Raw genomic sequence first — 20,022 nt, forward strand, 5'->3', positions numbered from 1 at the left:
ACGGTCTCAGATGCCGGGGATCACGAGTTCACCGGCCCAGGCGCGGTAGGAGTAGGCGGCCAGCTTCCTGACCTGGCCCGTGGTGACGTCGATCGCGTACGTCGTCTCGCCCAGGGTCGGCGTGTCGTCCTCCTGGCCTCGCCGCGATGGGTCGAGTATCGGCGAGGTGACCGTCACCTCCGTGGCACTGTGCCATGCGCCCACCCGCTGTGGCCTGAAGTCCTTGGGGGCATCCCGGAACTTGACCTCAGCCAGGACCTTCCCCGTCGTCGCGTCGACGGTGACGACCGTGTCGTTCGGCCGGGACTCGCTGTCACCGTTGATGATCGACTTACCGCCGCTCACGTAGGCCAGCGTCCGCCCGTCGGGTGCCAGTTCGCTCAGCGTTACGGAGGCGTCCGCGTTGAAGGGACGCACCTTCCCCTCGGCCAGCAGGCCGAACCGGAGACGCTGGTCGGCCACGACGACCGGGGTGCCACCGCTGGGCACCCTCTGGACCCGCCAGCCTTCGGGGATCCTGGTGGCCTGTCCGCTCTCCACGTCGACGACCACGTTCGGCCAGCCCACCCCGTTCAGGCCGAGGAAGCGGCCGTCGGGGGACAGCCGCAGGAGCCCGCCTCCGGACACCATCGTCGCCCTGCTCACGGTCTGCGGGGTCAGCCAGATCCGGCCGCTCGCCAGGTCTCGTACCGCGAACTTCTGGTCCTTCTCGCTGTAGTAGGCGATCCTGCGGCCGTCCGGTGTGATCGCCACCGGAGCGGCGGTGTTCATATAGTTCTCGCCGCTCTGCTCGGTGTAGACGCTCAGCGCCTCCGGCATCCTGAAGCTCTGGCCGGTTCGCGTCACCACCCGCCACTGGGCGCACTCCTTGCCCGCGAAGCCACCGGTGTTCTTCCCGGCCTGCCACTTTTGCCCGCACCAGTCGTAGTAGGCGTAGCTCAGCGGGTCCACCCCCGAGGAGGGCAGCACGTCGGTGACCTCGGTGCTGATCGTGTTCCGGTCGGAACCCCCGGTCAGTACGGTCGCGCTCAGCGCCACGGTGACCAGCGCCGCCAGCGCCGAGCCGAAGGCGCCCGCCCGTCGGCGTCGCGCGCCGCGCAGCGCGCGTTCCGCCAGCTCGACCGTGGGAGCCTCGGCGGCGAGGAGTTCGAGTTCGTCGCGGAGTCCGGTCATCGGGCGACCTCCTGGGGATCGACGTCGTGGAGCAGATGGGCCAGTTCGGGGGCGAGGACGCGCAGTCGGCCCAGGGCGTGGCTGGTCTGGCTCTTGACCGTGCCCGCGGAGCAGCCGAGCAGGGCGGCGGTCTCGTCGATGGAGCGGTCCTCGTAGAAGCGCAGCACCAGGACGGCGCGCTGGCGGGGCGTCAGCCGCAGGAGGGCCTGCCGCAGCGCGAGGCGATGCAGGCTTTGGTCGCCGAGGTCGCGGCCGTGTTCGGGAGGCCGTGCTCTGGGCACCTCCACGTTGCCGCGCATTCGCCTGTACCAGGAGATGTGCTGATTGATCAGGGCTCTGCGGACGTACGCCTCCGGATTGCCGTCCCTCATGAGCCGGGGCCAGTGCCGGGCGGTCCGCATGAGCACGGTCTGCAGGAGATCCTCGGCCTGACCGGCGTCCCCGGTGAGCAGGTAGGCGCTGCGCATCAGCGACTGCTGGCGGCTGCCAACGAACTCCTTGAAACCCTCATATCGATCCATGCGTCTCCTTTCGCTTGTATCAACGCGAGGAGGGCAGGCCGGGTTGGAACCTCAGAGATGGCACCGGGTTCGGCGTCGTTTCTGGCAGGCGAACGTATGCGTGAAGGGCCCCCGATCGGTCTCGGGAGCCCTTCTTCGCTTGATCACCGGCCGGCCGGTGATCAGTCGTCGAACTCCCCGTCCTGGACGCCCAGCACGAAGGCGTGCCACTCGGCGGCGGTGTATCTGAGCACCGTGCCGTTGGGGTCCGACGGGTTGCGGAGCGCGACCGCGCCGCCGGGAAGGTACGCGATCTCTATGCGGTCTTCAGAACTGCTCCCCGGGGCGCTGAGCCAGGTCACATCAGAGAGGTCGAGCGCGTACAGCTCGGCCTTTTCGTGCACACCGCTCATATTCCTCATCTTCCGAATCGGCTTGGATCGTCATTGGGGCTGAACGCGACGTCGAAAAGGTTACGGAACAACGTTAGCAGCCGTCGTCCCGGTAATGGCGACGTCTAATCCAACTGGAAGGGCATTCAGCGGTATGTGGCCCTGACCTGCGGTGATGTGACACCGGAGATGTGGACGCACATCTGCGGGGCAGGGCCGGCGGGAACCGGCCATCGGCGTGCATCTCGCTGCCGCCGGTTCGTCTGCTTTGCGGACTGATTCCCATGCGGAGCCGTCGTACGAGAACAAATATACCGCTCGCAGGGCGGAGAGGAATTTATGACGAACCCCGCCACCTCTCGGATCAATTTCAACTTCGTCGCGAAAGTGTCCGCCGCCGCCTCTCCGCCGCCGTCGCTTGTAGCATCGCCATCGGCGGCCTGACCACCCTCACCGCCGGCACCACCCGGGACTCGGCACCCCGCGCCCCGGCCATGGTCACCACCTGGGGCACCGCGCCCACCGCCACGACCTGGAACTCCGCCCCGGCCGGCACCACCGGTGCCACCTGGGACCCGGCCCCGGCCGACGGCGACTCAGCCCGGCCGGCACGAGGAGGACGACCTGGGACTCCGCTCCGGCCGGCACGAACGGTACCACCTGGGACTGAACGAGGATGCGAGACAATGCTTGTCGAATTGACGATGCACACCACCCCGGCGCACCCATCGGGTAAATCACCGATCGACGGCATCCGGATATTGGCCTTGTTACCCGATCAATGGAGCAAGGACCTCACGCAGGCCAACGGAGAGATCACCATCCGCGTCGAGACCGGCGACGACACCACCCCGGACGAGATCCAAGAAACCGTCACAGAAGCCCTCACCGACCCGGCCATCAGCCACTGGCACCTCCACACCTGCCACCCCCTCCCCACTCCCGACCCGTCCTCCCCAGGCGAAGACGCCCCCTGACCCGCCTCAGGTCAGTTCCCGCCAGGCGATGGACAGGTCTTGCCCGCACCCGGCCGCCGAGCAGGCCCGCAATCGGTATATCCGCCCGGACGCCGCCTAGGGTGCGAGCAGGTCGCCTGTGGTTAGAGCCCGTACGAAGTGGGCCCACGCCTGGCCGGACACTCGTGCTGGCGGGATCTGAATGTTCTTCGAGTCCCGGACAGCGATCGCGGTCGACCCCGGGACGTTCGTGATCTCGACACACTGCCCGTTATTGGCCGTGTAGCTGCTCTTCACCCAGACCGCAGCGCTCAGGTCAGTGGCGTAAACGTCGCTCAGATTGCCCATGTCACACCACATCCCTCTTGATGTGCTCGATCAACTTGAGACTCTCGTCGGCGTTGAGAGCAACCTCAGAGAGGTTGTGGAAGAGCCTGTTCAGGCGCCGTAGGTCTCGAGTGTCGTCCATGAACACGCTACCGATCACCGTCTCAGCGAAGGCGACATCAGAATCATCCTCGACTGGGAACTTGAAGATGTTGAATGCCCCAGTGTAAGTCCCGTTCTCGCCGCTTTCATATGGGATGACGCGGATGGAGACGTTAGGGAGCTGCGAGATGTCGAGTAGATACTCAAGCTGGGCACGCTGGGTCGCCAGGCCGCCGACACGGAATTGGAGCGCCGCCTGGGTCACGACACCATCGAAGTGCAGCGGTTCATCTTCGTGGAGACGTCGCTGGCGGGCCATGCGAACCTCGACCAAGCTGTCGACCTGATCGGGGCCGAGCGCGGCGAAGCCCACGCTTGTCACCGCCCGTGCGTAGGCCTCCGTCTGAAGATGGCCCGGTAGGAACACCGTTTGGTATTCGAGGCAGCGCGAGGCTTCGAGTTCGTAAGCGAGGAATTCGGCGTAGTTGGCGGAGATCACATCACCGTAGGCATGCCACCAGGGTGGCACCCTTCGCCGCCCACGTTTGAAGAGCTCTTCGAGCTCGCTCCGGCGTTGGCCGATGATGCCGTACAGCTCCATCAGACGCCGAAAGTCGTTCGCGGTGCATGTCCGCTTGCCGGTCTCGACGCGAGTGACCTTGGAACCATGGCAGCCGATGTGCGCCCCGACTTCTTCAGCGGTAAGTCCGGCGTGGTCGCGGAGTACTCGTAGTTCTGCGCCTAGCTTGCGTCGAGCTGTGAGTGGACTGCCGGTCATAGCGCTTGCCATCTTCCCTCCACCACTCGGCTCTTCGCGCAGTTGAGGCTACTCGCAGCACCGACACTCCGCACAGAAAGTACTCGTCCGCACACCCATCGCGTATGACTTTGGCACTTTGCCAGACATGTGTGCGACACGACGCCACTATGGAAACCTCGCCAGGGTGACCGAGCGGCCTGCGTATCGAGGTCAAGGACAACTCGACGATTCTGCCGACCATCCCGGCACAGGCTCCGGGGTGGGATGTGGAGGGTGGGCGGGGGTTGTACCTCGCCTCCCAGTACGCGGATAGGTTCGGGATCACCCAGACAGAGGATGGCAAGATCGTTTGGGCGGAGCTGACAGCGCCTTCGCTGAGCAATGGATGAGTACTGTTCACACACTTCGGTTCGTGTCCGGGCATGGCGGCTGCTGTTCCTGGCTCGGACTCCGGGGTGGGGAGCGCGAGGGGCCGGAGGCCCTTCGCTGGGGGTCCGGGGGCGTCCCCCGGGGAGGGCGCAGCCCCGAACCGGGTGCGCGAAGCGCGGGAAGTGAGGGACCATTTCACGCCCGGTCGCACTGAACGGGGGATTCGAGGGCCCTAGTTCCAGCCGCCGATGGGGTAGAGCTCGCCGGCGTTGAGTTGCCGGCCGCGGAGGAGGGACTTCACCGGGACGACGTGGTAGCCCTGCTTCTCCAGGGTGGTGAGGATCTTGGGCATGGCCTTGACGGTCTCCGGCCAGATGTCGTGCATCAGGACCACCCGGTCACGCTTGGCCAGGCCGAGGACCTTCTCGGTGATGGCGGCGGTGTTCCGCAGCTCCCAGTCGCGCGAGGAGCCGTTCCAGACGATCTGCGACAGGCCCAGCTCGGCCGCGATGGATCCCACGCGGTCGTCGGTGTCGCCGAACGGCGGGCGCATGATGTCGGGCTCCCTGCCGGTGACCTTGCGGATGGCGTTCTGGGTGCGGCCGATCTCGTCCCGTACCTCGTCGTCGGAAAGGGAGGTGAGGTGCGGATGGGTGTAGGTGTGGTTGCCGATTTCGTGGCCGTCGCGTGCCATCCTGCGCGTTATTATCGCGTATTTCCCGACACGCCCACCCACCAGGAAGAAGGTGACTTTCGTGTGGTGCTTGCGCAGCAGGTCGAGCAGCTTTCCGGTGTAGGGCCCCGGGCCGTCGTCGAAGGTGAGGGCGATGCACTTGACCTTCGCGCAGTTGACGGCGCCTGACGCGTCGGCGGATGCGGGCGGTGCCGCTGTCAGGGTCACGGTGGCCGCGAGCACGATCGGGATCCATCGCCGCATCGTTCGTTCTCCTTTTCCGTCAGCGCCGCGCCACCTTATCCCAGCCTCCACACAGACGGAAAAATCACGCAATATCGGTATCGCTTGGGTGAACTATCAGACAATTGACTGTCGTTCCGCGGGGAAGATCGTCGCGGTGGCGCGCGGGTTGCGTACCCGGATGGCGAGCTCGTCGGCGGCGGCCCGGCGCAGGGCGATCTCCTGGTCCGCGGTGATGTGGCGGGGCCGGGGCTTGGTGCCGGTGAGGGTGACCGCGACCGGCGCGCGAAGCGCGCTCCCCCTGACGTGCGCCCGCCACTCGGACTGCCGCCCGGTGGTGCTCCGCTTCAGCGAACCTAATGGCACACGTGCCATGAACGACCCGGGCGGGTCGCCCTGGACGAGCGGGTGGTGGCTCGCGAGACCGCCCGGACGGGGTGTCAGGCACAGCCGGGCGTCTTCGCCCAGAGGGACGGACACCTCCAGCGAGAGCTCCAGGGCCTCCCCGGCGAGGCGGTGGCCGGTCAGGCGGGCCTCGGACGGGCCGACGGTGATCCGCAGGGTCTTCCGGTCGGACCAGTGAGGCCGCGCCCACACCCCCGGCTCGATCTGCTTGCTCACCAGGCCTCGCGCCTTGATGTGGGACGGTGGTCCGAGCTCGGCACGGTGGAAGACACCGTGGTTCAGCACCCACAGCTCGACCGTCCAGGTGGCCGGTGACGAAGCCCCCCTGACGTGGAGCCGTTTCGGATCGACGGTGAGCCGGTAACGGCCCCGGGCCCCGAGGACGACGCCCAGGGGCAGCCGGCGACGGGTGCCCTCGCGCACCAGCCAGGCGACCAGCTGCTGGTCACGGCGCCGGGAGGCGCGCAGGTGCAGGACGCGGGCGCGCCCGGACAGGACCAGGCTGCCCGCCCGCCAGGTCACCGCGCGCACCTCCTGTTCGAGCGCGAGATCGTCGCGCATGCGGTAGACCTCGCGCGGCACGGCGTACCGGGGGTCGTCCAGGAAGGGAAGCCTCCCGTAGTGGAAGAGCCCGTGGCGGACGGCGGGCGGGTGCTCGTCCGTGGTGGTCCGCTCGAAGCTCACCGTCTCGAGCAACTCGGGAAGCATGCGGCGCCCCGCGAGGTGCCACTGGAGGCGCCTGATGGCGGTGAGGTGGTCGGTCGACGCCCGGTGCACCTGGCCGAGGTAGGCGGCGGTGAGGTCGAGGAAGCGCTCACGGAACGGCTCGTCGGCCCGGTCGAGGAGGTGCATGAAGATCCGCAGGTCGGAGTCGAGCGCCACACGGTCCCACTCGCGGAGGTGCCGCCGGGACCCGTGCTCGGCGAGGAACCCGCGCACGGACGCGACGGCGGAGAAGCGGTCCTCCATGCTCCTGATGTTGACGCGGTTGCGGGTGATGGAGCTCGCGTGGCGGCGCCAGACGTACACGGGGGCCGCCAGCACGTCGACCTTCGCGGCGAGGAAGTGGGCGGGGATGGCCACCTGGATGTCCTCGTAGAGGACGCCTTCGGGAAAGCGCAGGTCGTGACGGTCCCAGAAGGAGCGGCGCCACAGCTTGTTGGTCACCAGCCGGTCATAGAGCAGCACGGGCCTGCGTGTCACATGGGTCTCAGGGGCCGAGCCGCGGAAGATCGGACGGTGCAGCGGCGACCGCCTCCTGCCCCGGGAGGTCAGCACGTCGACGTTGCCCGTGGCGAAGTCGGAGCCGGTCGTGCGCAGGCTCGCGACGAGGTACTCAAGGGCGTACTCCGGGAGCAGGTCGTCGCTGTCGACGAAGGCGAGGAACTCGCCTGACGCATGCCGGACGCCGGTGTTGCGCGCGCCGCCCAGGCCCATGTTCGGCTGGGTGACCAGCCGGAACCGGGGATCACGCGCGGCGAACCGCTCGGCGATGGCGGCGCTGCCGTCGGGGGAGCCGTCGTCGACCATGATGACTTCCAGGTCGCGCCAGGTCTGTGACGCCAGCGAGTCGAGGCACGCGGCGAGGTAGGGCTCCACCTTGTAGATCGGGACGATGACGCTCAACTCCGTCAAATGCGCCCTCCTGTGCGTCGAGGTCATGGTCACTACGATATGTGGTCGGCCGTGTGCACAACGTAGGCGGAAAGGCGTGTTGCCGTGGCCCGGGCGACCGGCGGCTCGCCTTCGTGCGACCGGAGGTCAAGGCGTGTGGATCAGTCGCCAGGGGCGGTCAAGAAAGCATCTAGAGATCTCATGTTAGTTACAGACGGTGAGTTTTAGGTGGCTTCACGTGGCCATGCTGGCTGCCATGAGGTCCTATTCGCTGGATGACGTCCGCGCGACGCGCAAACGCCGAGACTCATGGTGGACGGTGTTCATGGTCGACCCGGTGGCATGCCGGGTGGCACTGTTCGTAGCGAATCGCACCGAGATCACCCCGAACGCTCTTACCCGTTTCTCGCTGATCCTGGGCATGGTTTCCGCGGGCAGTTTCGCGGCCAACCACCTCATGCTGGGAGCGGTGCTGTTCTACGTCAGCTTCATGATCGACTGCGTGGACGGCAAGATCGCCCGTCTCAAGGGCACGGGCACGCCGTTCGGCCTCTGGCTCGACTACGTCGGCGACCGCTTCCGCGTCGTCTGCTGCGCCTTCGGCATCGCCTACGGCCAGTACGCCGCCACGGGACGCATCGCGTACGTGCTGCTCGGCGCGGGCATCGCCATCCTGGACCTGTTCCGCTACGTCAACGCCCCGCAGATGAAGCGGGTGCGCCAGACGGTGAGGACCCGCAGGCGCATCGCGCGCCGCGAGGAGCTGGCGGCGGTGCGGGACGCCATGGCCGTCGAGTCGCTGGGCCGTGGCCCCGACTACGACGCGGCCTACAGCCCGCCCCACGACATTCCCGACCACGCGTACGGCCCCTACGAGGTGTACGAGCCCTACGACCAGATGGCCTCGCCGTACGAGCCGGCCGTGTACGAGGTGGCCGAACGCGACGCCCGCTCGCGCGAGCTGGGCGACGAGGACACCGGCGCCAGGGAACACGACGAACACCCAGGCCACGACGGTTCGTACGAGCCGGTGGGGCCCGACCCGAGGCTCCAGGGGATAGCGGGTCACGGCGCCACGATCCCCAGGCAGGCGTCCATCCCCGGCGACGCGCTGACCTCGGCGGAGCCCATCTCGCGCGGGACGCTCGACCACGCCCCGCCGTCGCCGCGCCGCGAGCCGTACGACCAGGACCGTGAGTGCCTGCCGGAGGACGCCGAGGCCCCGACCGGCATGCGTCAGCGCCTGGCCGAGCGCCTCGCGCGGCACCGGGTGCGCACCCATCTGATGAGCGGCATCGAGTTCCACGCGGCCGTATTCGTGGTGGCGCCCGTGCTCGGGCCCTCGGCGCTGCTTCCCGTGACGACCGGCGCCGGCGCCCTGCTCGTCCTCAACGAGATCTTCCTCGTCTACCGCATGTGGCTCTCCACCCGGGCGCTCGCGGGGCGAGGCGGCCCCATGGGGCCGGATCACGACGACCAGCAGCACGTGCGGACCGACCCATTCTTCACGGGGGTGTAGTCATGAGTCCCGACAGGCCGATCTTCGTCATCGGATGCCCGCGTTCCGGCACGACGATGCTGCAGCTCATGCTGCACTCGCACGAGCGCATCGCGGTGCCGCCTGAGACCCGTTTCCTGCTCTCGACGTACTTCCGCCGCCGCCTTCACGGGGACATGCGCGACGCCGAGAACCGGCGCAGGCTGGCCGAGTGGATCGCCACCGACAAGGCCACCAAGTTCCGCGAAATGGGCGTCGACCGCACGACGTACGTGCGCAGGGCCGTCGAGGGCCCCGGGTCGCTGGGGTCGGTGATGGGCGAGGCCTTCCGGGCGTACGCCGAGCGGTTCGGCAAGCCGCGGTGGGGGGACAAGCGGCCCTGCTACGTCAAGCACGTCGACGCCCTGCTCCGGCTCTTTCCCGACGCGCAGTTCGTCCACCTGATCAGGGACGGGCGCGACTGCGTGGCCTCGCTGAAGGAGATGCCCTGGTTCAGGCTCGACGTCTTCCACGCGATCGCCAACTGGTCGGAGTCCGTCGACCACGGACGGGATTACGCCAAGCGGCTGCCTGCCGACAGCTACTACGAGATGCGCTACGAGGACCTGACCGCCGATCCCGAGACGGAGCTCGCCAGGCTGTGCGGGTTCATCGGCGAGGAGTTCGATCCCGCGATGTGCGACCCACACAAGATCGCGGAGCTGGCCGTGCCCGCGCACAAGGTGTGGCACAACAACACGCACGGGGAGGTCACCAGGGCGCGGGTGGGAGGCTGGGCGACCCGGCTCGAACCCTGGGAGATCGCGCTCTGCGACCAGGTGCTGGGAAGCCGCCTCCGCGCGCACGGCTACGAGCCGGGCGTCTCCAAGTCTTCCGCGCGGCAGCTGCTGACCTACCGCAAGACGGTCGCCCGGCGCAGGCTGTCCCGGTACAAGCAGCAGGGCCGTGACCGGGTCAACCGCCTGCGCGAGCCAGGCCCCCTGCCCGCGATGCTGACCTCCGGGCAGGTCTCGCTCGCGCGCATCCCCCGGCCGCGCGGCTCCTCGCAGGAGCTCATCAGGGGATAGCACCCCTGAGCGAAGGATCAGCGGCGGGTCCGGGCGAACAGGTCCTCCCAGCGGTCCAGCACCCTGTCGAGCCGGAACGACTCCGCGTGGACCCGGCCCGCCGCTCCGAGCCGCCGCCGCCTGGCCGGGTCGGCCATCAGCCCGCTCAGCGCGCCGGTGAACGCGTCCACGTCCGCGGGCGGCACCAGCACGCCCGTGGTGCCGTCCAGCACCAGGGACCGCACGCCCCCCGAGACGTCGAAGGCGACCGTGGGCATCCCGTACGAGGCGGCCTCGCCCACGACCAGCGGGAAGCCCTCGTGCTCGCTGGAGAGCCCGAGGATCGAGCCGTTGAGGTACTCCCGGCCGATCTCCGAGGCCGGGACCCTGCCACGGAGCACCACGCGCCCGGCGACCCCGACCGAGGCGGCGTGCGAGCGCAGGCGGGACAGCTCGGGCCCGTCGCCGATCAGGTGCAGCTCCCACTGGGACTGGGTACGGGCGGCGCGGGCGAAGGCCGTGATCAGCCGGTCGAAACGCTTGACCGCGGCCAGGCGGCCGATCCCCAGCACCCGCGGCACGTCCAGGAAGGACGTCTTCTCCGGCCACGCCCGCAGCGGGTTGGGCAGGTCGGCGGTGTTCGGCAGCAGCGCCTCCTCGGCGAACCGCCAGGCATCGTCGGGGCTGAGGAAGACGGCCTGGCAGAGGTCCCCGTAGTCCCGGCGTACGGACGCGAAGTGCGTGGTCCCGCGCGCGTGGTCGAACGAGCCGTGGTACTGCCCGATGGCGCGCAGCCGGGGCGGCAGCAGGTCGGCGATCCACGACACCACGCCGGGGGAGGTCAGCACCGCGTACCCCGGGCCTAGCGAGGAGAGCAGCCGCGAGACGCGCCTGCGCGCCACCCACCGCCGTCCCTCGCCGAGGGGGCGCCTCTGCACCACGTGGTGCTCGTACAGGGGCCGCTCGACGTACCGGAACGGGTCGGGCGCCTCGTGCAGGCCGACCACGTGCACCTCGTGGCCGCGCAGGGCGAGGCCCTGGGCGACCGTGTGGGTCACCTGCTGGATGCCGCCGAGCGTGTCGGCGTCCATGCAGGCGAAGACGACCGTGTTCACGGACGGGTTCCGAAGCCGCGGAAGAAGGCGTCCACCACCCGGGGTGCGGCCTTGCCGGTCTCCTCGGAGCAGAACAGGCCGGCGAAGTCCGCGTACCGCTCGGCGTACTCCGCCGTGACCGCCGGGAGCCCGCGCAGCGCCGCGACCAGCTCGGAGGTCGTCGCCAGCACCGGCCCGGGGGCGATCTCGCGCAGGTCGTAGTTCAGGCCGCGCTCCACCCGCACGTACTCCTCGTAGTCGTCGGCGTACAGCAGGATCGGCCGACCGGTGCAGGCGTAGTCGCAGATGATCGACGAGTAGTCGCTGAGCAGCGCGTCCGAGGCCAGCATGAGGTCGTTCACCTCGGGGTACGACCCGGCGGGCCGGACGAAGTGGCGCGTCCGCTCGGGCACCTTGAACCGCTCGGCCGGATGGGTGCGGAGCACCACGACCCACTCGTCGGCGAGCGCCCCGGCCAGCGCTTCGAGGTCCACCCGCACCGACGTGCCGCTCCGCTTCGACAGGTCCCGGTACGTGGGCGCGTACAGCAGGATCTTGCGGTCCTCGGGGATCTCCAGCGCCTCGCGCACGCGGGGCCCGGCGGTCGGGTCACCGTTGACCAGCACGTCACAGCGCGGCGAGCCGAAGCCGAGCACGGTCCCGGTGTACTCGTTGGACGGGACGAAGACCCGCTCGAACTCCGGGCCCGGGGACACCAGCGCGTCCCACCGCGACACGGCGGACCGCCACTGCTCGCGGGGGCCGGGGAAGTCGCCGCGCAGGTCGGGGGAGTCGAACCCGACCGTCTTGAGCGTCTGCCCGTGCCAGGTCTGCAGGTAGCGCGTCCCCTTCGGCTTGGGGAAGTCCAGCGGGAAGCCGTGCGTGTCCACCCAGTAGCCCGCGCGGGCCATCACCCAGATGTACCGCCAGCTCATCCGCCGCACGAGGGGCACGTCGTCCGGGAAGTGCGTACGGTCTCCGCGTACCGACCAGCACACCTCCAGCGGCAGCCCGCGCCGCCGTATCTCCTCGTGGATGTACTTGGGGTTGCCCGTGCAGGCCGCGCCGATGTCGGACTCGAACAGCGCCAGGTCGCGACGGCGCGGGACCAGGTGGATCAGGCGCCGGTACACCCACAGCTTGAGGTCGGCGCGGCCGGCCATGGTGCGCAGCGCGCGCAGCCGCGCCGCCCGGCGAAGCGGGCCCGCGGGCTTCCAGGAGACGCGCAGGAACGCGCTGTCGCCCTCGGGGCCGACCGTGACCTCGTGCCGGCCCGCCGTGAGGACCAGCGGGGGCGTGGTGGGATCGACCAGCAGCCGGTCGCTCGTCCTGTGACCGTCGGAACGGGTGAACGCGATGCGCACGTCCCGCCGGCCGTCGAACCCCAGCCTGCCGAGCCTCGCCTCGGCCAGGTCCATCTCCACCTGCGTGAGGTAGCTGCCGTCCGCCTGCCGTTGCGGCGCCAGCCGTACGCTCATGCCCTTGACGTTCAGGTCGGCCACGGTCTTCCAGCGGCGGAGCACCGCGAACGGATCGTAGGTGCGCACGGTCAGCGACACGACCGTCCCCTCGCACGACATCTCGGCGATCTCGTGCCGGATCCTGGACGCGGTGAACGGCAGCTCGGCCAGGCGCAACCCGGTGATCTCCAGGCCTGGGTCGGCGCGCGTCCCCCAGTACGTCCGGCCGTCGACCCGCATGGCATGGCGCGGCGCGGCCTTCGGACCGGTCAGCGAGCGGGCGGCCACCACCAGGTCCTCGGGCCGGTCGGTGCGGATGAGATGGCAGCACACCCGGGTCATCGGTTCGGCCCTGCCCAGCACGCCGGGCTCAAGCTCGTCGAGGTACGGGCGCACCACCGACGCGAACTCCTTGATCCAGACCGTGGTGTGGTGCGGCAGCTTGTTGAGGTAGACGCGCAGGTCCTGCACGAGGAAGCGCTGCTGCCTGTCGCCGACGAGATCCGAGCAGCCGTTGTCCCGCAGGATCGCGTCGCTGATCTGCGCCGCCCGCACCCGGTGCCGGACGTTGTCCATCTCGTGGAGCGAGAGCGAGATCGAGGTCTCGTCGACCGCGCGGTGCCAGTGGTACACGACCCACGGCACGATGGCGAAGCGCCGGGCCGCGCAGAACAGGGCGGCCGTGAACACGTGGTCCTCGTAGTGGATGTTCTCCGCGAAGCGCAGGCCGTGCTCGCGCAGGAAGGCGGTGCGGTAGAGCTTGTTGGTCGCGAACCCGTCGAGGAACAGGCGGGGCTCGCTGCGGATGCCCTCGACCACCCTGCGCGGCCGGTACAACGACGGGTAGTACCGCTGGGTGCGGCCGGTGGACTCGAACAGGCGCGAGATCTGCCCGGAGGCGAAGTCCACGCCCGTCCGCTCCACCTCGTAGAGCAGGCTCTTACAGGCGTGCCTGGTCAGCTCGTCGTCGCTGTCGAGGAACATGATGTGCGGAGCGCGGGCCGCGTCCAGCCCGGCGTTGCGCGGCGCCCCGCACCCGCCGCTGTTGGTCTCCCTGCGGATGTACCTGACGCGCGGGTCGCCGATCCGCGCGAGCACGCGGACGGTGTCGTCGGTGCTCGCGTCGTCCACGACGATCACTTCGAGGTTGTGCAGGGACTGGTTCAGTACGGAGGTGATGGCGCGCGACAGCCGGGCGGAATCGTTGAACGTGATGAGCACAACGCTGACATCCGGCTGCATGCTTCATCCCCCGAGTCGGCATTGACGCTGACTCGGGTATGCCCAGGCAGTTGGTCATGCCGCCCGTCTCGGGAGAGTGCTGACCTCTTCTTGCCCGACTTTTGCGCTTATCGCCACGCGGGAGGGTGGTATCACCGGCTGAATCACCGATCGCCGAACGTCCCCTGTGGGCCTATCGGCGTCGTCACCCGCGGGGCAACCGGGCACCCGCGCCCTGTGGGGCTATCGGCGCGTCACCACGCGCCGTACCAGCCAGCCGATGAGGATCACCAGGGCGAGAGCGGCGACCACCGGGGCGACCCGCTTGAGCAGCGGGAGGCCGGCGATCTCCAGCAGGTCGAGCGCCTCCTCGTCGGCGGTCCTGGACGTGCGCGCCGTCCCCGCCGGGTGCGCCTCCCGCCCGGCGGCCTCCTCCGCGTACGGCGCGTCGTACGAGTCCGGCACCGCGGTGAGATGCCGTTCCGGTTGCGCGGCCTGCGTGGTCTGAGCGGCCTCGTCCGCCTGCGCGGCCTCTACGTTCGGTACCGCCTCCAGCGGCCGGTCCGTCTGCGCGGCCTCTACGTGCTCTACCACCTCCAACGGCCGGTCCGTCTCCACGGGCTCGCCGCTCAATACGGGCTGACCGGTTTCAATGGGCTCCCTGGCCTCTACGGGCGTGCCGCTCCGCACGGGCTCGCCGGACTCCCCGGGCTCGCCGATCGTCGCAGGCTCGGCGGTCTCCAGCGGCTCTCCGGCCGGGAGGGGCTCGATGATCTCCGGTGTGGTCGGCTCGCCCAGCGGGCTGGCGGCGGCCTGGTTGAACGGGGTGGGCGCGGGCTCCGCCGACAGGGGAGGGACGGCCCCCTCGGACACGGCGGTGGCGGACAGCTCCTCGGGGGTCTCGCGCAGCAGCGCGGCGAGGTTGGCGGCGAACCGGTCGATGAGCTTGGCCCCGACCTCCGCCATCACCCCGCGCCCGAACTGCGCGGGCCGGCCGGTCACGTTGAACGAGGTCTCGACGGTGACCTTGGTATGCGCGCCCTCCCCGGTCAGCGCCGCGCTGACGACCGCGTTGGCGGTGCCCGTGCCGCGCGCCTCCTTGCCCGAGGCCTTGATGCTGAGCGCGTGGGCGTCCTTGTCGACCGACTCGAAGGACGCCTTGCCCCTGTAGGTAACCGTGATGGGACCCACCTTGACCTTCATCCGGCCGGTCAGGGTGTCGCCGTCCACGGTGTCGAGGGTGGCCCCCGGCAGGCAGGGAGCGACCCGCTCGACATCGAGAAGCACCGACCACGCCTGCTCGATCGGCACGGGAACCGTGAACTCGTGCTCGAATCGCATCGTCATCGACCCGCTCCTCTTCCAGGGTGACGGCCCGCCGAGTGGACGGCAGGACGGCCCTTGTCGCTCTTGCGACATTATGACCGTTCGAGGTGCCCTTTCTACTCTCGTACCCCTCACGCCAGGGTCATGCGAATCCCTTACAGGGGTTCATCGAGAATCAGGGGTTCCCCCGGGTAGCCCACCCGTGAGGCCAGCCTTGTGACGGCGTCGAGACCACGGCCGTGCTCGCGGAGCACCTCGTCCAACACGCCGTCCGTGGGCTCTTCCCCCGGCAGGTTCTTGAGATCGGGCACGCCGCCGCCCAGGTCGTACACGCCGACACGTACGCTCCGAGGCTGGCGGGTGACCTCGACGACGAAGTAGCCGCCGGGCCTGCCCGAGCGGCTGTGGAACAGCGAGTTGTTGACGAGTTCGGCGGTGGCGAACTCGGCGTCGTCTGCCCAGCGGGTGCCGGCCAGCAGGCAGCGCACGAAGGCACGGGCCTTGGGGGCCTCCTCGGCGAGCCCGGTGAACGCGCGGCGCCACACCATCTTCCCGCTGGGAACGACGCAGTCGCCTGAAGCCCCCTCCCGCTGGGTACGGGGGAGGGCCGTGATGTCGACGATGGGATCGGCCATGGCGGCCACCTCCTTGCCGGTGATCGCGGGACCACCCCGCGCCGAGGAGTACTTTCGCCCGGCGCCGTAGCCGTCCCCCATCCCCGCGACACCCTGCGGTAGGACGCCTGCCGTCAATCGTTGTGCCTGGTCACTCTCGTTCTGAAGGCCCGCCAACGACCCTTGCGCGCGCTCTGCTTTGACTCCACAGCTCTCCGAATTTGTAACTGTACGCATACGCTCCGCGATTAGGATGGCGAGCGTATGACGAACACGCGTTCGTGTTGACCTTCGTCGAAGGGGCAGGCATGACCGAGGGGCACCGCGTCTTGCTCATCTGCCGGAAGCGCAGTGAGGCCCTGCGGGCTAAGGGGTTCACCTACGACCAGATCGCCGACGTGCTTGGGCTGGATCTTGATGACAGCCCGTTGCTGCTGCATCGGTATGCCCATGGGTTGACCGCCGCACAGGTGGTGGCGGCGTTCAACGATCTGGACCCGGCAGGCTCGGCGTCGATGCGCACCGCGCGGTTGTACGACTTGGAGGGGTGGCCGGAGGGCAGGCGTCGTCCTTCGCCGCGTGTGCTCGATCTGCTGGCCCGGATCTACCAGACAACGGCGCGTCGGCTGGTCACCGACCAGACCTAAAGCACCTACGGCTCGTACGAACGTGAGCTGATCGACGCGGCCGATTATCGTCACCTTGATCCCTGTCAGCGCATCCGCCTCAGGGCTGCCATGCCCGAGATATCCCATGCGAGCATGGAATCGACCGCTGGAGCCTGGCCGGTGCAGACCTCCGTCGCGACGTCTGGGGTACGGCCCGGGGACTGTGCCGCCCTGTTCCGCGCCCTCACCGCCGAGGAGGCCGATGTGAAGCGACGCGAACTGCTCTTCGATCTTGCCTTGGCCCTCGGCGGCGTCCCCGCCCTTCGCCTGCTGCGTCACCTCACCGCCGACGAGGAGGTACGGCTCGCGCAAGCCGTACAGGGATCGGGCCGCGTAGACGCCCAGACGGTAACCGCCATCGAAAATCTGATCGCCCACTGCTGGCAGCTTGATGAGGCGTACGGGCCGGTCAAGCTGCTTCCCGTGGTCAACGCTCAGCGTGACCTCGTGGCTCAGCTTCTACACCAGAACACCCTCATGCCCGCCCTCCGTGACCGCATCATCGCCGCCTACTGGGCGCTGAGTCACCTCGGTGGTTGGCTGCGCTACGACATCCTCGACTACGCGGGAGCCGTTCATTGGTACCAGCAAGGGTTGGAAGCAGCTCACGAGCTGAGAGATCCGACACTCCTGGCCCACATGCATGACTGCCTGGCGAACACCCTTGGCTACCAGGGCAAGCCGACCGTGGCTCTCGACCACGCTTACGCCGCGCAGGCCTGGGCGAAGGAAAGCCCCAGTCGACTGCAGCAAGCCGCCTCCTGCCTGGCGTTTTCTCGGGCATTGACTGACGCGGGGAGGGGCGAGGACGGTCTTCGTGCCCTCGATCGTGCCCACAGGGCGGCGGAGGATCCCCGGACTGAGGCTGATCCCCCACACCTTTATTGGTGTACGCCCACGCTGGTTCATCGCAACACCGGTTACTGCCTTGTGGCCCTCAAGCGTTCGAACGAGGCGCTCAGCGCGTCCGAGCAGACGCTCAGAGGCCTGGGAAGTTCCTTCACCAGAACCCGTGCCTTCGTGACGTTGGAACTCGTGACCGCTCTTGTGCAAAAGCGGGAGATACTCGCGGCAGTCCAACGGCTAGGTGACGTCGCCGAGATGACAACGCGACACAGCTCGGTGCGCCTGATCGACGGTCTTCGCACGGCCAGAGGACAGCTCCAGCCGTGGGCCACGAACACCTACGTACGCGACCTGGACGAGAAGCTTCGCGCACTCGGGGTCACACCAGGAATCCCGGCGTAGCGGCCGTACCAACCAGCACTTCGTCCGGGACAAGGTCAATCTCGATATCACCTGGTTGAAAGACCGTAGTCTTGAGGACGCTGAAAGTCTGCTGCCCCCTGACGTGTCGCTCGCGAGATCGTCGAGGACCTCCAAGCGGCCCTCGCCGAGTTCGCCGCGATCGCTGAGGCACTTGAGGGGAAGAGGGCAGGGGAAGCGTCAGCCGACCAGTCATGACCTCGCAGCACTGATCTGTGGTGATATCTGATGCTAACCCGGCTAGAGGTGCGGGGATTCAAGAACCTATTGGACGTCGTAGCGGAGTTCGGGCCGTTCACCTGCATCGCGGGTGCGAACGGCGTCGGAAAGTCCAACGTCTTCGACGTCATCGAATTCCTGTCGTACCTTGCCACGGACACGCTCGTCGAGGCGTCACAGCGAGTTCGGGGGGCTTCCGGGGTGCGTGGTGGAGACCCGCGTGATCTCTTCTGGGACGGTTACAGGGACCATAGGCGGTACATATCGTTGGCCGTCGAGATGATCGTGCCCGCGGAGGTCGAGGACGATCTCGGGGCCTCCGCCCAGCCGACCGCGACGTTCCTGCGCTATGAAGTCGACCTTGAATACGCTTCTCCTGACGGTGAGAGCAGCGTTGGGCGGTTGGTCCTGGCCAGGGAGCAACTTCGGCATATCAACAGAGGCGCCGCGGCGAAACACCTTCGCTTTCCGCACAGCGTGAAGAGGTTCAGAAACGCCGTGGTCATGAACGAGCGCCGTGGCGGAGCGTTCCTCTCCACCGAGCAAAGGGACAGCGGGACGATCGTCAACGTCCATGGTGATGGCGGAAGCTTCGGCCGGCCGCTCCCGAGAGCTGCCGCGAGAGCCGGTCGGACGGTTCTCAGCACGGTGACCACCAATGACTATCCGACGATTCTGGCTGCTCGCAGGGAGATGCAGAGCTGGCGGCGCCTGGCATTGGAACCCTCGGCTCTGCGCGCCCCTGACAGCTTCGGATCTTCGCGCTCCCTGGAGACGGATGGCCGCCATCTGGCCGCGACATTGTTCCGCATAGCGACGGAGAGCGGCAGGGATGTCGGAATTCCAGATGAGGATTCGGTGTACGCGCACGTCTCCGACCGCTTGTCAGATCTTTCGGGCGTTGGGGTGGAGAGCCTTCGAGTAGAGCCTGATCCCGTACGGGAGGTATTCACCCTTTTCTTGCAGGAGCGCGGTGGGCTACGTCTTCCGGCTAGAGCACTTTCTGAGGGAACATTGCGGTTCCTTGCCCTGTGTGTTTTGCTCGAAGATCCCACGGTAACCGGACTTATCTGTATGGAAGAGCCGGAGAATGGGATCAATCCCGCTAACCTTCCGGCAATGGTCGAGTTGGTACGGGACCTGGCCATCGATGCCAGGGAGGAACCGGACGCAGTGAATCCATTCCGGCAGGTCATCATCAACACGCACGCTCCCGGCGTCGTGCAACTGTGCGACCCCGCTGATCTGCTGCTGGCTGAGGCAAGGCCGTGGCGGGATTCGGACGGTACGGTCCGATCTGCTCTCTCCCTCGTTCCCTACGTGGGGTCATGGAGAGCGCTTCCGGGTAAACCGACGTTCTCGGAAGCCGATATAGTCGCGTACCTGGTGGCACCTCCCGGTGCCCAATTGCGTCTTCCCCTGGACATGGTTGGGTGAGCGTGCAAGCATTCACTGGTCTGTTCGTATCCGAAGGAACTTCCGACCTCCCCCTGGCAGATCTGGTCGAATCCTTATTTATTGACCGCGGTGTGTCGGTGCGCCTCAGTAAGCCCGACTTCACGCCTCTCGGCGGCGTGGCCAAAGATGTCAAGTCGCGGCTGGAGGCGGGTATGAGACTGCTGCACGCCTCGGTCGATCTGGTCGTTGTGCACCGAGACTCCGACAATGCGGGTTACGAGGAAAAAGCTGCTCCAGCAGTGCCTACTGACGGCAGCCGACTCTTCGGGACGTCGCCACGAGCGGACAGCCAGGCGATTTTCTCATCATCGGCGCCAACTCCTGGCACGGTTGGACCGCATGGGACCCGTTTCAGAGCTTTCCAGTTGGAAACGCTTGGTCGCTGACATCGAGTCAGTTGTGCAGGACTGGATGTAGCGTTCCGGCGAACGTGCCGCGATGGCATACGTGATGCCCAGTTGATGTAATGGAATGATTCGTCCTCTCGGCGCTCAGTGGTGGTGCCCGACTGGCTGGTGGTGGGAGCACTCACGGTCTGGGTGGGCATCAAACGGCCGGCCACGGTACGCGGGTCACGGGGGGGTCGATGATTTTCAACCGTGGACTGTGCGAACTTCCCGTCTGTTGGAATCAGGGCG

At 67.9% G+C, this 20,022-nt stretch carries 18 protein-coding genes; 7 read left to right on the forward strand and 11 right to left on the reverse strand.

Features of this window, described 5'->3' with window-relative positions:
- Positions 1-6 precede the first annotated feature (6 nt).
- From ACOZ38_RS05770 to ACOZ38_RS05780, 3 genes are all read right to left on the reverse strand, one after another.
- On the reverse strand, positions 7-1,173 hold the full coding sequence (locus ACOZ38_RS05770; protein WP_424529103.1) for a hypothetical protein: 1,167 nt from the start codon (positions 1,171-1,173) through the stop codon (positions 7-9).
- On the reverse strand, positions 1,170-1,694 hold the full coding sequence (locus ACOZ38_RS05775) for a SigE family RNA polymerase sigma factor (RefSeq protein WP_405144637.1): 525 nt from the start codon (positions 1,692-1,694) through the stop codon (positions 1,170-1,172). The genes ACOZ38_RS05770 and ACOZ38_RS05775 overlap by 4 nt, the downstream gene beginning before the upstream one ends.
- A 161-nt stretch (positions 1,695-1,855) precedes the next feature.
- Positions 1,856-2,086 (reverse strand): DUF397 domain-containing protein, encoded by a 231-nt coding sequence (locus tag ACOZ38_RS05780; protein ID WP_405144638.1) that lies wholly within the window; start codon positions 2,084-2,086, stop codon positions 1,856-1,858.
- 665 nt (positions 2,087-2,751) lie between these two features.
- On the opposite strand from ACOZ38_RS05780, the gene ACOZ38_RS05785 reads away from it, so the two are divergent.
- The gene (locus ACOZ38_RS05785; protein ID WP_424529104.1) at positions 2,752-3,042 is read left to right on the forward strand and encodes a hypothetical protein; all 291 of its coding nucleotides are present in this window, start codon (positions 2,752-2,754) and stop codon (positions 3,040-3,042) included.
- Between the two features lie 96 nt (positions 3,043-3,138).
- Here ACOZ38_RS05785 and ACOZ38_RS05790 read toward each other — a convergent pair whose 3' ends face one another.
- The 4 genes from ACOZ38_RS05790 to ACOZ38_RS05805 all read right to left on the reverse strand — a co-directional run bounded on the left by ACOZ38_RS05790 (position 3,139) and on the right by ACOZ38_RS05805 (position 7,562).
- On the reverse strand, positions 3,139-3,381 hold the full coding sequence (locus tag ACOZ38_RS05790; RefSeq protein ID WP_424529105.1) for a DUF397 domain-containing protein: 243 nt from the start codon (positions 3,379-3,381) through the stop codon (positions 3,139-3,141).
- Positions 3,371-4,240 (reverse strand): helix-turn-helix domain-containing protein, encoded by an 870-nt coding sequence (locus tag ACOZ38_RS05795; RefSeq protein WP_424529106.1) that lies wholly within the window; start codon positions 4,238-4,240, stop codon positions 3,371-3,373. The genes ACOZ38_RS05790 and ACOZ38_RS05795 overlap by 11 nt, the downstream gene beginning before the upstream one ends.
- Before the next feature lie 571 nt (positions 4,241-4,811).
- Positions 4,812-5,516 carry a polysaccharide deacetylase family protein gene (locus ACOZ38_RS05800; protein ID WP_424529107.1) on the reverse strand — a complete coding sequence of 235 codons (705 nt, stop codon included), beginning with the start codon at positions 5,514-5,516 and terminating at the stop codon, positions 4,812-4,814.
- Between the two features lie 96 nt (positions 5,517-5,612).
- Complete coding sequence (locus tag ACOZ38_RS05805) at positions 5,613-7,562, reverse strand: glycosyltransferase (RefSeq protein ID WP_424529108.1); 1,950 nt, start codon at positions 7,560-7,562, stop codon at positions 5,613-5,615.
- Between the two features lie 208 nt (positions 7,563-7,770).
- On the opposite strand from ACOZ38_RS05805, the gene ACOZ38_RS05810 reads away from it, so the two are divergent.
- Both ACOZ38_RS05810 and ACOZ38_RS05815 read left to right on the forward strand, forming a co-directional pair.
- Positions 7,771-9,033, forward strand: a complete 1,263-nt coding sequence (locus ACOZ38_RS05810; RefSeq protein WP_424529109.1) for a CDP-alcohol phosphatidyltransferase family protein — start codon at positions 7,771-7,773, stop codon at positions 9,031-9,033.
- Positions 9,034-9,035: 2 nt separating this feature from the next.
- Positions 9,036-10,079 (forward strand): sulfotransferase family protein, encoded by a 1,044-nt coding sequence (locus tag ACOZ38_RS05815; protein ID WP_424529110.1) that lies wholly within the window; start codon positions 9,036-9,038, stop codon positions 10,077-10,079.
- Between the two features lie 17 nt (positions 10,080-10,096).
- On the opposite strand, the gene ACOZ38_RS05820 is transcribed toward ACOZ38_RS05815, so the two are convergent.
- The 4 genes from ACOZ38_RS05820 to ACOZ38_RS05835 all read right to left on the reverse strand — a co-directional run bounded on the left by ACOZ38_RS05820 (position 10,097) and on the right by ACOZ38_RS05835 (position 15,875).
- Entirely contained in the window at positions 10,097-11,173 is a 1,077-nt protein-coding gene (locus tag ACOZ38_RS05820) for a glycosyltransferase (protein ID WP_424529111.1), read from the reverse strand.
- Positions 11,170-13,854: a bifunctional glycosyltransferase/CDP-glycerol:glycerophosphate glycerophosphotransferase gene (locus tag ACOZ38_RS05825; protein WP_424529112.1), complete on the reverse strand. Its 2,685-nt coding sequence runs from the start codon at positions 13,852-13,854 to the stop codon at positions 11,170-11,172. Before ACOZ38_RS05825 ends, ACOZ38_RS05820 begins: the two co-directional genes overlap by 4 nt.
- Positions 13,855-14,076: 222 nt before the next feature.
- Positions 14,077-15,180 carry an SRPBCC domain-containing protein gene (locus tag ACOZ38_RS05830; protein ID WP_424529113.1) on the reverse strand — a complete coding sequence of 368 codons (1,104 nt, stop codon included), beginning with the start codon at positions 15,178-15,180 and terminating at the stop codon, positions 14,077-14,079.
- A gap of 134 nt (positions 15,181-15,314) precedes the next feature.
- Positions 15,315-15,875, reverse strand: coding sequence for an ATP-binding protein (locus tag ACOZ38_RS05835; RefSeq protein ID WP_424529114.1), 561 nt, complete (start codon positions 15,873-15,875; stop codon positions 15,315-15,317).
- 206 nt (positions 15,876-16,081) lie between these two features.
- Between ACOZ38_RS05835 and ACOZ38_RS05840 the strand changes: the two genes are divergently transcribed.
- The 4 genes from ACOZ38_RS05840 to ACOZ38_RS05855 all read left to right on the forward strand — a co-directional run bounded on the left by ACOZ38_RS05840 (position 16,082) and on the right by ACOZ38_RS05855 (position 19,770).
- Complete coding sequence (locus ACOZ38_RS05840) at positions 16,082-16,420, forward strand: hypothetical protein (RefSeq protein ID WP_424529115.1); 339 nt, start codon at positions 16,082-16,084, stop codon at positions 16,418-16,420.
- 114 nt (positions 16,421-16,534) lie between these two features.
- The gene (locus ACOZ38_RS05845; RefSeq protein WP_424529116.1) at positions 16,535-17,689 is read left to right on the forward strand and encodes a hypothetical protein; all 1,155 of its coding nucleotides are present in this window, start codon (positions 16,535-16,537) and stop codon (positions 17,687-17,689) included.
- A 246-nt stretch (positions 17,690-17,935) separates the two neighbouring features.
- A complete protein-coding gene (locus ACOZ38_RS05850; protein ID WP_424529117.1) occupies positions 17,936-19,363 on the forward strand; it encodes an AAA family ATPase in 1,428 nt (475 codons plus the stop codon).
- Positions 19,360-19,770 (forward strand): hypothetical protein, encoded by a 411-nt coding sequence (locus tag ACOZ38_RS05855; protein WP_424529118.1) that lies wholly within the window; start codon positions 19,360-19,362, stop codon positions 19,768-19,770. Before ACOZ38_RS05850 ends, ACOZ38_RS05855 begins: the two co-directional genes overlap by 4 nt.
- The last annotated feature ends 252 nt before the right edge of the window (positions 19,771-20,022 follow it).

It is taken from the genome of Sphaerisporangium viridialbum (assembly GCF_049674955.1).
In the GTDB taxonomy this organism is placed as follows: Bacteria; Actinomycetota; Actinomycetes; order Streptosporangiales; family Streptosporangiaceae; genus Sphaerisporangium; species Sphaerisporangium viridialbum.

Bases quoted from the DNA above. Each gene is read 5' to 3' on its own strand.
- ACOZ38_RS05835 (WP_424529114.1), bottom strand. From the start codon at position 15,875: ATGGGGGACGGCTACGGCGCCGGGCGAAAGTACTCCTCGGCGCGGGGT.
- ACOZ38_RS05780 (WP_405144638.1), bottom strand. From the start codon at position 2,086: ATGAGCGGTGTGCACGAAAAGGCCGAGCTGTACGCGCTCGACCTCTCT.
- ACOZ38_RS05795 (WP_424529106.1), bottom strand. From the start codon at position 4,240: ATGGCAAGCGCTATGACCGGCAGTCCACTCACAGCTCGACGCAAGCTA.
- ACOZ38_RS05840 (WP_424529115.1), top strand. From the start codon at position 16,082: ATGACCGAGGGGCACCGCGTCTTGCTCATCTGCCGGAAGCGCAGTGAG.
- ACOZ38_RS05800 (WP_424529107.1), bottom strand. From the start codon at position 5,516: ATGCGGCGATGGATCCCGATCGTGCTCGCGGCCACCGTGACCCTGACA.
- ACOZ38_RS05845 (WP_424529116.1), top strand. From the start codon at position 16,535: ATGGAATCGACCGCTGGAGCCTGGCCGGTGCAGACCTCCGTCGCGACG.
- ACOZ38_RS05825 (WP_424529112.1), bottom strand. From the start codon at position 13,854: ATGCAGCCGGATGTCAGCGTTGTGCTCATCACGTTCAACGATTCCGCC.
- ACOZ38_RS05830 (WP_424529113.1), bottom strand. From the start codon at position 15,180: ATGACGATGCGATTCGAGCACGAGTTCACGGTTCCCGTGCCGATCGAG.
- ACOZ38_RS05810 (WP_424529109.1), top strand. From the start codon at position 7,771: ATGAGGTCCTATTCGCTGGATGACGTCCGCGCGACGCGCAAACGCCGA.
- ACOZ38_RS05775 (WP_405144637.1), bottom strand. From the start codon at position 1,694: ATGGATCGATATGAGGGTTTCAAGGAGTTCGTTGGCAGCCGCCAGCAG.
- ACOZ38_RS05790 (WP_424529105.1), bottom strand. From the start codon at position 3,381: ATGTGGTGTGACATGGGCAATCTGAGCGACGTTTACGCCACTGACCTG.
- ACOZ38_RS05785 (WP_424529104.1), top strand. From the start codon at position 2,752: ATGCTTGTCGAATTGACGATGCACACCACCCCGGCGCACCCATCGGGT.
- ACOZ38_RS05815 (WP_424529110.1), top strand. From the start codon at position 9,036: ATGAGTCCCGACAGGCCGATCTTCGTCATCGGATGCCCGCGTTCCGGC.
- ACOZ38_RS05805 (WP_424529108.1), bottom strand. From the start codon at position 7,562: ATGACCTCGACGCACAGGAGGGCGCATTTGACGGAGTTGAGCGTCATC.
- ACOZ38_RS05770 (WP_424529103.1), bottom strand. From the start codon at position 1,173: ATGACCGGACTCCGCGACGAACTCGAACTCCTCGCCGCCGAGGCTCCC.
- ACOZ38_RS05850 (WP_424529117.1), top strand. From the start codon at position 17,936: ATGCTAACCCGGCTAGAGGTGCGGGGATTCAAGAACCTATTGGACGTC.